Here is an 11,791-nt window from a genome sequence, read left to right as displayed (position 1 = left end):
ACTGGCCGTTAAACCGGACAGGTAGCCAGCCTTGACCTGCTCGATCTGAGAGCTGATAAAAGAAACTCGACTTTGGTACTCTACATACAACCCGAGACCTGTCACTATAACTGTGAATAAGGTACTGATCGCTATTATCATCCCGATCAACTGTCGGGAGAGTCCAACGTAGCGTTTTCCTTTTGTCACCATACACAAATTACCATTATTGTTATCCTAGCAAACTACAATTACTCAACTAGTATAATAGTAGTCATTCATCAAATAACTAGGGAAGGTTATGAAAAAACATCTTATCGTTGCATCCATAGTCAGTTTGTTTTCAAGCAGTTATGCTTCTGCAAGCGAACCTCTTCACTACTACATTATTGCGAGCCAAGCGCAACCTTTTCAAATCGAAACTGACGGGTCATCTCACAGAGGAATTGTTTCAGATATTGTGGAAGCCGTGTTTGATGACAGCCAATATGAGATCAACTACCACACCTACCCTTTTAATCGAATGATCGACAAGCTCGATGCGAGAGAGAACCCAAACTGGGTTACCTATGGCAGCCCTAGTTGGGGGAATATTCAATCTGCGAATCTATCTGAAGACCCGATTTACAATGTAAAACACGTATTACTCAGCAGCGGTAAAAAGCCATTTGAGTTCAATACAATCGATGATCTCGATGGGAAAGCCGTGGTGTTGCTGAAAGGATTTGAGTACCCGAACTTGGAGCCTTATATCCAACAAGGCAAGCTCAACGAGATTCGAGTAAAAGATTACACTGCTGCGTTTCGTGTCCTGAACCGAGCACCTGGCGACACAGTGTTTGTGGAAATGGAATCACGAATCAAATACAACCTAAACGAACAAAAACTGAGTATTGATGATTACCAGATGCAAGAGTTTGGTTCTGTAATCAATAACTACCCTATCCATTTGGCGTTTGACCCTGAGATGGATCCTAAACTGCAAAGCTTCATCAACCAACGCCTCGACCAAATGAAAGACGATGGACAGCTTGACGACATCGTACAGAGTTACTTGTAGCACCAGCGTAAAGTAGAACTTAGCAACGGATAGCTTAGTCACGTACTTTAACTCTCGTTGATGCCTGACTCTCTAAAACCGAAAAGGCCGCCCTGCTTCATACTAGATAGCAGGGCGGCCTTTTAAATGAGTCTAAGGGGTAATCATAAGCATATCCGCTATCTGAATCGACGAATCAGTGCGAAGCAATCAAATGCAGTTGCTGAGTACGAAGTTGGTGACGCACTGCCATCAGAATCTTACCCAAATGGTTCTCACCGGTTCCATCGCCGCCATCGCCCCAGAAGTGGTCTTTGTGCGAATGTTCTTTGATCACCGAATCTCCGGTGTTGGTAAGAAACAGCGCAAACTGTGGATTCTGTCTGAACTTCTCAGTCACAATGAACTGCATCACTTCAACACGAATGTCATACCAATCTTCGCGAACTTGGTTTTCGTAGTCACGACTTAAAGAGAACGCTTCGGCAGGTGTACTGGCTTCCAAAATGGTATTGCGTAGCGCTTCGGAGGCAAACTTCATCGCTTGATAATAATGTTCGCTGGTTGCCCAAACTTGATCACCCACCTTGATAGGACAAGCGGCAAAATTTGACAGGTATCCGTTCGGATCTTCGGGTTCGTAAAACAGCACTTCTTTAGCTTGAGCCACAGAATTAGACATAGCCTTCTCCTTACCAACGACATCGCATATTTTTGCTTTAACTTTAAAATTAGTGGCGTTGAATATTACTGTCAAACAACTTAGCTCAAGAGTATGCCATGTGCGTGTTTTTCATCTGAAAAGCTTAATATCAAAAGGGATAGGCTGAACGGAACAGTGAGCCAAAGAATCAAGGAGTTGATTAAACCTGGATAGGAAAAATGAAAAAATACTTATAAATCAAAGGGTGGCATTGTGCCACCCTTCTAAATGCAATGGGGATTATTAGTGAATAAGACCTAGCTCCCTCGCTTCTTCCAGACTCAAACCGCTTTCTCTAATTTCTCTTAGAGTCTCGATACGACGACGAGCTTCAGCGGACTTCATTTTCTTTTCTGGTTTAAAAGATACTTCTTCTTCAGCATCCCACTTGTTTGCAATATTTGTCATTTCATCATGGTTGATAGAATTAATGGACATGTTTTCCTCCGAAAAGCACCATGTAATGGACAGGTAATCTGTAGCAAATGCTATTTCGCTTGTTAAGAAAATCTGTACTGAAATGTGATGATTCCGACGCTTCACAAACCTAATTAATAAATGCCTCATTTAAACTTTGCCAAAGACATTTTCTGCAATTACATTTAAAAGATTCCCCATAAGAAATGTGGTTTGATCCAACTCTCATTTTCCCCGCTTTCAATGCAATAAAATCCGTTAGCTTTCACATAGGCTAAAGCGAGATTTTCGGCTTAGCCGGAGAATCAGGTTGTGGTAAAAGCACCTGCGCACGATTTTTACCCTACAGCGAAGGGAGAGATACTGTTCAAAGGCAGAGACATCTCTACGCTGAAAAGCCGTAAAGATATCTTGGATTATCGCAGCCGTGTGCAAATGGTTTTTCAAGACCCCTTTGGTTCACTCAATCCCACTCACACCATTGAGCACCACTTAACACGCCCTCTCAAGATTCATAAGCAAGTCGCCAACAAACAAGCGCTAGCAGAGCGCCTGGAAGAATTATTAACGCTGGTGGAGTTACCCATTGAAACATTGGCTAAGTACCCTCACGAGCTCAGTGGAGGCCATAGACAAAGGGTTAACCTAGCAAGAGCACTGGCTGTTGGCGCTGAGGTCATTCTTGCGGACGAGCCCACCTCCATGCTGGATGTTTCGATTCGACTTGGCGCACTTAATCTAATGCAAAGAATGAAGAAAGAGCTCGGGATTGGCTTTTTGTACATCACCCATGATCTCGCCACCGCACATTACATCGCAGAAGAGACAGCAGTTATGTACAAAGGACAGATCGTCGAATGGGGATCCACTCAGTCGATCTTGACCAATCCTCAACACCCATACACCAAACTATTGATCTCTGCGGTGCCAGATCCTGATCTACCGTTTGGCGAACTCGTTAAAAATGAACCAAACTATTCAATAGACGCTGATCGTATTCGAGAGCAAAGCAGTGAAATACAGCATAACGTTAAGCAAATTGCTGATAATCACTTTGTAAAACAATGGGATAATGTTGCATGAATGAACTAGACACTTGGTTAGAGCGGATCGGAGACTGGTACAAAGACCGAAAGCATGATCAAGTGGACCGGTTAGAACCTTTGATCTTAATGCCTCCAGATGCGCTCTGGGGACCATTGATCACGGATGAGCAGAGCAAAGGCATCGCATGTTGGCTAGACGGGTGCCTGAGAATCTTTACTTTCTATCGCCACCTCGCAGATTCATCGAATCCGGACTTGGCTTCGCAGGAGGCCAACAGCTCAAGTCATCAAGATAAAGCCTACCAATACCTGATGTTTGCCTACAGTAAGCTGCAAGCGGTGTCATGCGACCCAAAATCAGAAGCTGGCTTGCAAGAGTGGTGTACACAGCGGCTACAACACTTGTGTGTATTGGCTTTGGAGTTTACGAACCAACAGCAAGAACCACGTTGGAAAGCCGAATCAGAGAAATTGATCGAATCGCATGTACGCTTTATGGCAACCCATCCCCGAAACGATGATCAAGGCAGCATTCAACGCCATCTCCACTGATCAAGCCCTTCTCGATCAAACATCAAATCAAAATCTCATCAGAGCTAGATCCGTAGAAAGCATGATCTAGCCTTGATCATGCTTCGGCGTTTAATTATGTAAGCTATTGAATTCTAATGATTGACTGAATTTAAGGCAAAAAAAAGCGAGTCCCTTAGGAACTCGCAAAAATCTATTCAGTATGATGTAACAAAATATGAGCCAATCTATTAATCATAAGAAAGGACAAAGGTTGTCTATTCGGGATAAATAATAATCAACTAGATGCGTTACTTTGTCATCACTTTGTCAGCGTTAGGTGCGATTTTAATCAGCACCTAATGTGTTCAAAACTATCCATTCAGCGACGGTAAAACAGGCTTATTGCGATAGGATAATCACTAGTGGCCAATCGCCATTTCATCGAGCGCAAGGAACACGTTTTCGTCTAAATGACCTTCATGAACTTGTTTACACACTTTACGACGCACCGCTAAACCAGAGATCAAACGTTCGATGGACAAGTGTCGATTGCTGGTGCTATCTCGGTCGTTGTAAAGCTCAATTAAGCGACTCAGTGTTTCGTATGGGATAACGTCCTCCCCTACTCTCAACCAATCAAGCTTCTCAATGAGCTCTGAGCACTCTTCTTTGATTGAGGCATGTGAGTGCCCTGTCATAGCAGATAAAGCCGTTATGCTGCGTTCTAGAGCCTCTGCAGAGGTATATTTAGAGAGAGTAATCATGATCTCATCAGCGTTGATCTCAACAGAGTGTTTACGCTGCTTAACTCGACGTCCCAATTTGCCTCTTGGCGACGGTGCTTTACGCTGAATTGGCTCAAACTCACCGTCGATAATCTCAGACAGCTCTTCCAGCTTCTGCTTAGACACCATCTCGTTACGAAGTGGGTTCGGCAGCGTTGGTGCCATATTACGCTTACCTGCGTTAGTGGTACGCGCTCTTGAGTAACGTAAGACCTCTTCCACGTTACATTTGATATCTACCTGATAATCGGTCGTTTTCCCTTTTTCGATCAACGCGGTGATCGTCAAGTGATAACCCCAAAGATTAACCAGGAAGGTATCTTCTTGATCCCCGACTTCACCCAATTTTCTGAGCTCGCGGATCAGATCCATCGAGAAACGACGCCAATCGATGTTACGTGCCAATTTCTGGTTTAGCTCACTGAGCAACATGCTATCTGAATGGCGACGTGCCATGCGGCTTCTAAAGTACGAATACATTTGGAAGACCAAGGTATGTTGCTTCAGGATTTCTGGCGGAAACAGGAAGAAATAGTCACGCGTCAACAGCTCTTCGTAGAACGAAGGTTCCCAAACCAGGATGTATAGGTTCGGTTTAATGCGAATTTCGCCGTCAGAACCCTCTGTAGGCGCTTCTTCCGATGCGGTAATGGTTCTAGCTAAGAATCGGAAACGATCACTCTTAAAGCCTTCTGGCATGTTCTCACTAAGCCAACGGCCTGTAAGCTCGTGCAGCTGGAAATCCGTGAATTCGATACGATCAATACTGTCGCGGATCGAATCACGAGCAGGACCGCTATCTTTTTTGCCACGTAAAGACAAAATATCAGTGATGTAGAGTGGTGTTTTGTTCGGCGTGTGTTTCGCGTCTAGATGGTAATCATCTTGGTGATGATCATGATATTGAACGGTGAGCGTGAATAACGCGAATAGCGTCATCAGATCGTCAACGGTCATGATATTTTTAGAAGATCGTGTCTCGATCACAGCGCGAGTGCCAGAGATCGAAACCATGGATTTCTGGTAGCTCTTACGAGTTCTAGGTGGCGCTAACGCTTGATCAATAATCCCTGCCCAATTGGTTGGTGAAACAATGAATTGATCCGCTTCATCTTTCATTGTTGGTGGGGTATTTAGTCCATGTTCGTTCAGTAAGCGCTTGTTTACTTTGGTTTGAGCTAGGGCTTTAGAGCGCTTTTGCTTTTCATTTTGCTTCACGCTTTCTGTCACTAAGCTGGTGGCACCCAGTACCGATATCAACTGGTTTGGGTTCACAAAGCGATGCAACATGGTTTTACCAGCAAGGCCTTCTTCAAAGCGAACGGGGATTTGTTTGAACAATCCGATATTAACTGCTGCTCTCAGCCTTTGCTGTAAGGCCGCGCGAGTGACCTGACCATCAGTTGATTCAATAATCTCAGTGGTGGAAACGTACCCGTCTTTGCTGCTAAACCCACGAAGTGAAATTAGGTTAAGAAGCTCAACTATGCTTTTGGTGACACCTTTGAAGTGTTGATATTGTTCTATCCATTCAACGGCTGTTTCAGATACCTCAAATAAATGACCATCTTTGTGGCTTCGTGCCTTAATTAACAATTTCTCTTCTGGTTTCATTTTTGATCCGTATCACACTAACCGTAATTTCACTATAGTTCCTGAATGATAAAGAAAGAATGATCATAAATAAAGAGAATTTATTGGCTTTTAAATAACTGATCTTTTTGATTAATATGATCTTAAATGATTAAGTGATCTAATGATCTGGACGTAATTTTGCTTTTAAGTGGCTGAATTTAAAGTATTAAAATAAATCGCCTTTGAAAGCATGATCATCAAGGTTCCGAAACTATGATCATTAAACTTAAGAAAGCATGATCACAGAACATCAGAACGATGATCATTAAGTCATTGTAAGCATGATCATTATTGGTTCGAAAGCATGATCATTATACTTATACAGCTTATCCACAGATCGGAATTCAACATCGGTTTCTAAATCGCTTTTTACTTGTCTATGTGGACACTTGTGGCGGCCAATCTATCGGAACAATGATCAAGAGAGCATACTTTTTATCGTTCTTACCTTTTTGAGTGCAAAATTTAGTCTCTATCCGCTGGAAATGGATTGCTTTGATGTGTTTAGCGCTGGTGGGTCTTAACTAGGAAGCATGATCATGAAATTGTCATGTTTGTGTATTCTAGGTCTGTGTCGATTGAATTTTCAATCATTGAGCCCTTATAGGCGTTGAATCCCCATTCCAAAAGCATTTGTCCGTAACTTAGCTCATAAATTACATGCTTCCGGAACTATATTTACTTGATCATTTTTCCGGAAGTTGATCATTTCCAATGTGCGGTTACTCGGATCAATATTGCTCAGTTTACGCCTTGATCATGCTTCATAATTTGGCGTTATTAATTATCTTACACTGGATGTACTCCATGATCACTCTTCCGGTTAGGCTCCAATCCTCTGTTGTTTTTTGACACCCCATCTTCTCTTCTGTTTTGAATCTTTTTGTTCATTGAGCGTTTTTAATTTTTATTGTATTGAAAATCTATAAATTCGAATGCAAATCACACCAACCGTAATCTACGGTTGTATTTCAATCGTTCCGAAGGTTTTTCACTGAATTTCCATTTACATTGTAAATAAGTGATACTGTAACATTTTAAATGTAGGCTAGAAATAACATGGTTATGCATGATAAAAACGGTGATTTTTGTGTTTGCCTAAGGCGATGTTTCATCAAATTGTAAAAATGCGGTCTATTTTATGTGATTTTACTCATAAATGAATGTTCATGTTTTTGTTGTGTTTGTTGTTAATCGCTGTACAATTTGTACTTAGTTAATCATTACGGAAACTGGCAATGAAAAGAGAACAAACGATTGATAAGCTCTATCAGCTAGCCGAACAAACTCAACAAGTTCAGGCTGACCGAATTGAGATTATTTTGGAAGAGCGAAGTGATGAACATTTCCCTCCAATGTCTAAAGCTATGATGGAGACTCGTTCTGGTTTAACGCGTCGTAAACTCGATGAAGCGATCACTAAACTTGAAGCTGATGGCCATCAGTTTACAAAGAACAACGCCAATCATTACTCGATTTCATTGACAGAAGCTCACATGTTGATGGACGCGGCAGAAGTGCCAAAGTTCCATGAACGTAAGCAGCACGCTGACAATAAGCCATGGATTATCAACGTACAAAACCAGAAAGGTGGTACGGGTAAATCAATGACAGCGGTTCACTTAGCCGCTTGTTTGTCTCTGAATTTGGATAAGCGCTACCGTATCTGTCTGATTGACTTGGATCCACAGGGCTCTTTGCGTCTGTTCCTAAATCCACAAATTAGTGGGGCAGAGCACGACAGCATCTATTCTGCCGTCGATATCATGTTGGACAACGTGCCTGAAGGCCAAGATGTCGATCTAGAGTTTCTTCGTAAGAACGTACTATTGCCAACTCAGTATCCAAACCTGAAGACAATTTCTGCATTCCCGGAAGATGCGATGTTTAACGCTGAAGCGTGGCAAAGCCTTTCACAAGATCAGTCACTTGATATTGTTCGTCTGTTAAAAGAGAAGCTAATCGACAAAATCGCCGATGATTTCGATGTGATTATGATTGATACCGGCCCGCACGTTGACCCTCTAGTATGGAATGCAATGTACGCGTCCAACGCACTTCTTATTCCATGTGCTGCTAAGCGTTTGGATTGGGCTTCAACGGTTAACTTCTTCCAGCACTTACCAACGGTTTACGAAATGTTCCCGGATGACTGGAAAGGGCTCGAATTTGTTCGTCTAATGCCAACTATGTTTGAAGACGACAACAAGAAACAGGTGTCAGTTCTGACTGAAATGAACTACCTGTTGAATGATCAAGTAATGATGGCAACCATTCCAAGAAGCCGTGCTTTTGAAACCTGTGCCGACACTTACAGCACGGTTTTCGATCTAACGGTGAGCGACTTTGAGGGCGGTAAGAAAACTCTAGCTGTTGCTCAAGACGCAGTACAAAAAAGTGCTCTAGAATTAGAGCGCGTATTACATAGCAACTGGCCTTCACTTAATCAGGGATAACAACAATGGCAATTAAAACATCTGACTTAAATGCAAAGCTATTTGGTAAAGCAAACAAACGTCGCGTAGCAACACCACAAGAAGCGCAAACAGCGGCAAAAGAACAGGCTCAAGTGATCGAGCTTTCTGTTGCTGGCGAAGATTTGGTTTCATTTGAATTGGTTCGCATTCCTGCGGCTGAAGTGGCAACTCGAACGGTTGTTTTTGAAGAGAACGCTCGTGAGCAATCTTTCTTAAATGAGCACGCGCTTTCTGATGTTCTTACAACATTGAAAGAACGTGGTCAGCAATACCCAGCGGTTGGTCGTAAGAATAAAGACGGTAAGATTGAAGTTCTTGATGGTAGCCGTCGTCGTATGTCATGTATTTTGGCTGACAAAGAGTTCCTAATCTATGTTGCTGAAAACATTAACGGCGAACACGCTAAGTTCCTATCAGACGTAGCTAACGCTCATAAACCGCTTTCTCTTTACGAGAAGGGCAAAGAGATGCAAGCGAAGCTAGATAAAGGCGAAGCTGAAGACCAGAAAGCACTGGCAAAAATGTTCCAGTGCAGTGAAGCTTTGGTGAGTGGTGCATTGAAAGCGGCCGCTTTGCCACTTGAATTGCTACAAGCTTACCCAAATGTGAGCGACCTTGGTCGTCCAACTATTGTTAAGCTGCACAAGCAGTTTGGTGGATTGACGAGTGAACAGCAGCAAACACTGTTGACTAAGTGTGACGCTTCTGAAGGTTTTGTATGGCAGCGTAGTGAAGCTCAAGGCGTAACTCGTCTAACCAAAGACGTGACAGAAACTTTGGAAGGTTGGATTCTTGAATTGGCGCCAGCGCCAGCGAAGAAAGTTTCTCCAAAAGTCGAGCTTATTAAGGGCCGCGCATCATACAGCCGTAAGGGTTCAAACTTGGCGTTGAACCTTAAGAAAGTTGATGATGCAACAATGGAAGAAATCCTCGCCTTCGTTCAATCGAAGCTCGACTAAGTCGACGACTTTTCATTACTCCTCTAAAGCCGCTTAATGCGGCTTTTTATTTGGCTGTGATAAACTGTGTTTAGATGAATCTGGACGCTAACTATGACAAACCCAACCAACACTTTTCTACATATACTTTCTAATATTGCTCAACATAACGATCACCGTTACGGCGTGGTCTTTTATGGCGATTTTGATTGGCAAAACTCTGCTGTTTTTTCCTTCCTTCAAGACTCACACAGTCCGAGCATCTTCCAGATTGGCGGTACGCCATTTGAAGGTGTGATTCATGCTCCAGTAAAAAAAGGCCAACAACTGCTTGGTCGTGAGTGTCAGGTTCTTGTTTGTGATTTTAGAGAGCAGTTCGATGCGAATGGTTTTAGTGCCGCGTTGGGTTCGTTAGTTGGTGGTGGGCTGTTGTTGGTGTTGCCGCCAAAAGTTAATGCCTCTGAAGATAGCCAGGGCTTTGGTCAACGTTGGTTAAAACGTCATTTCGATAAACTGATTTCTGTTTCACAACACAATGAAGCCGGCGATGTAGTTCAAGCAACTCACGCTCTTCCTCAGATGCAAAGCGCCCAAAACGGATTGGATAAATTTGAACAGCAAAACACGGCTGTTGAATTAGTTAAAAAGGTAGTGTCTGGACATCGTAAACGTCCTTTGATTCTCACTGCGGATAGAGGGCGTGGTAAAAGCTCGACATTGGGTATTGCCGCAGCGCAGCTGTTAGTTGAGCGTCACGGGTTTAATATTATTGTTACCGCGCCTTCAGTGAAAGCGATAGAGCCGGTATTTTCTCACGCTAGCCAAGGGTTAGAATCTTGCGAAGTGGTAAACGCTACTCACATTCGTCATCAAGGTGGCAGTTTAAGATTCGTCGCAGCAGATGAATTACTTAAATCTAAGCCTGATTGCGATCTGTTATTGGTTGATGAAGCAGCTGCAATTCCAATTCCGATGCTTAAATCCATGGTCGACATCTATCACCGTATGGTCTTTTCAACCACGGTACATGGTTACGAAGGCAGTGGGCGAGGGTTCGGAATTAAGTTTGAATCTTGGCTTTCTGAGCATCGTCCGGGGTGGAAAGGCTTTAAGCTCGAACAACCGATTCGTTGGAATATCAACGATCCGCTAGAAGCTTGGTTGTTTGATTGCTTCCTACTTGGTAATGACGCATCAGTCACTGAATCAGCGGTTGATGTAATCGAAGGCTTTTCTGCTGACGCAATCAACCAATTAAACTTGGTCGAGTTATCAAAAGCAGAATGCTTAGCTAATCCTGAGCAGCTACAACAATGTTTTTCTCTTCTTGTGGATGCGCACTATCAGACCTCGCCAAATGACTTAATGCAATTTCTCAACAATCCAGCAATCCGTTTATACGCCGTTTGGCAGCAAGATGAATGTTTAGGTTGTATGTTGGTGACGGAAGAGGGAGGTTTGGACAGCGAGTTGATTGCTCAAATTCAACTTGGAAAACGCAGGCCTCAAGGTCACCTTGCTCCCGTATTACTGGCAAACCAACTTGGCTGTACTCAGGCGGCGACCAGTCGTTGCCTTCGAGTTATGCGCATTGCTGTTTCAGCACGTTATCAAGGTTTGGGTATTGGCCGTTGGATGTTGGCTCAGTTATCACAGCAAACCAGCCAAGCAGATTATCTGGCGACAAGCTTTGGTGCGACCTGCGAATTGATTTCTTTTTGGCGTGGTAGTGAATTCGAAGCTGTACACATCGGCCACCAGCGAGATCAGGCAAGCGGCTGTCACTCGGTTCTGATGGTTAAGGCACTTAACTCAAACTCTCAAAGCTGGATTAACCAAGTTCAAAATCACTTCGAGCGTAGCTACTGTTTTCTTGTTTCAGGTTCTTTAGTTTCACTTGAAACCGATATGGTGCGCGCACTGCTGCCAAAGAGTGTCGATACCGTTAGCGAGTTTGAAACTCAGTTAGTTAGAAATTACGTGAACGGTGGCAACAGTTATGATGCGATCAGCTTCAACGTACTGAATTTGATTCTACTCAGTAACAATCGAAACATAGGTATTTCTGACTTACTCATCGCAAAGGTTGTTCAGCAGAAAGAGTGGGGGACTTGTGTCGAACAGTTTAATCTTGTTGGTCGCAAACAAGCAGAGACTCAGTTTCGTAAAGATGTCGATTCTTTGCTAGCAAATTTACAGTGTAAATAGACAAGCCATCAATAAAATAGACCGACTGCTACAAATTAGATTTACAGTGTA

At 43.1% G+C, this 11,791-nt stretch carries 9 protein-coding genes and 1 pseudogene; 6 read left to right on the top strand and 4 right to left on the bottom strand.

Annotation, left to right across the window (positions count from 1 at the left end; translation table 11 throughout):
* A partial coding sequence (locus tag A142_RS24525; RefSeq protein ID WP_139137194.1) for a hypothetical protein occupies positions 1–192 on the bottom strand: 192 nt, incomplete at its 3' end.
* An 88-nt stretch (positions 193–280) separates the two neighbouring features.
* Here A142_RS24525 and A142_RS19280 point away from each other — a divergent pair.
* The gene (locus A142_RS19280; RefSeq protein WP_019823349.1) at positions 281–1,039 is read left to right on the top strand and encodes a substrate-binding periplasmic protein; all 759 of its coding nucleotides are present in this window, start codon (positions 281–283) and stop codon (positions 1,037–1,039) included.
* 175 nt (positions 1,040–1,214) lie between these two features.
* Here A142_RS19280 and A142_RS19275 read toward each other — a convergent pair whose 3' ends face one another.
* Complete coding sequence (locus A142_RS19275; protein ID WP_019823346.1) at positions 1,215–1,775, bottom strand: NADAR family protein; 561 nt, start codon at positions 1,773–1,775, stop codon at positions 1,215–1,217.
* Positions 1,776–1,964: 189 nt separating this feature from the next.
* A complete protein-coding gene (locus A142_RS19270; RefSeq protein WP_017061218.1) occupies positions 1,965–2,159 on the bottom strand; it encodes a hypothetical protein in 195 nt (64 codons plus the stop codon).
* Between the two features lie 185 nt (positions 2,160–2,344).
* Between A142_RS19270 and A142_RS19265 the strand changes: the two are divergent.
* Together A142_RS19265 and A142_RS19260 are read left to right on the top strand one after the other, a co-directional pair.
* Positions 2,345–3,221, top strand: a pseudogene (locus tag A142_RS19265) (ABC transporter ATP-binding protein).
* Positions 3,218–3,736: a hypothetical protein gene (locus tag A142_RS19260; protein WP_019823343.1), complete on the top strand. Its 519-nt coding sequence runs from the start codon at positions 3,218–3,220 to the stop codon at positions 3,734–3,736. Before A142_RS19265 ends, A142_RS19260 begins: the two are co-directional and overlap by 4 nt.
* A 380-nt stretch (positions 3,737–4,116) precedes the next feature.
* On the opposite strand, the gene A142_RS19255 is transcribed toward A142_RS19260, so the two are convergent.
* Entirely contained in the window at positions 4,117–6,096 is a 1,980-nt protein-coding gene (locus A142_RS19255; RefSeq protein ID WP_017071247.1) for a replication initiator protein RctB domain-containing protein, read from the bottom strand.
* A gap of 1,259 nt (positions 6,097–7,355) precedes the next feature.
* On the opposite strand from A142_RS19255, the gene A142_RS19250 reads away from it, so the two are divergent.
* The 3 genes from A142_RS19250 to A142_RS19240 all read left to right on the top strand — a co-directional run bounded on the left by A142_RS19250 (position 7,356) and on the right by A142_RS19240 (position 11,740).
* Positions 7,356–8,573, top strand: coding sequence for a ParA family protein (locus A142_RS19250; protein ID WP_017061213.1), 1,218 nt, complete (start codon positions 7,356–7,358; stop codon positions 8,571–8,573).
* A 5-nt stretch (positions 8,574–8,578) separates the two neighbouring features.
* Entirely contained in the window at positions 8,579–9,553 is a 975-nt protein-coding gene (locus A142_RS19245) for a ParB/RepB/Spo0J family partition protein (RefSeq protein ID WP_019823340.1), read from the top strand.
* 93 nt (positions 9,554–9,646) lie between these two features.
* The gene (locus A142_RS19240) at positions 9,647–11,740 is read left to right on the top strand and encodes a GNAT family N-acetyltransferase (RefSeq protein ID WP_019823338.1); all 2,094 of its coding nucleotides are present in this window, start codon (positions 9,647–9,649) and stop codon (positions 11,738–11,740) included.
* Positions 11,741–11,791 lie beyond the last annotated feature (51 nt).

The organism is Vibrio splendidus 12E03 (genome assembly GCF_000272105.2).
GTDB classification, from domain to species: domain Bacteria; phylum Pseudomonadota; class Gammaproteobacteria; order Enterobacterales; family Vibrionaceae; genus Vibrio; species Vibrio splendidus_I.
The sequence above is the reverse complement of the archived record's forward strand: the minus strand, read 5'-3'. Positions and strand labels throughout refer to the sequence as shown.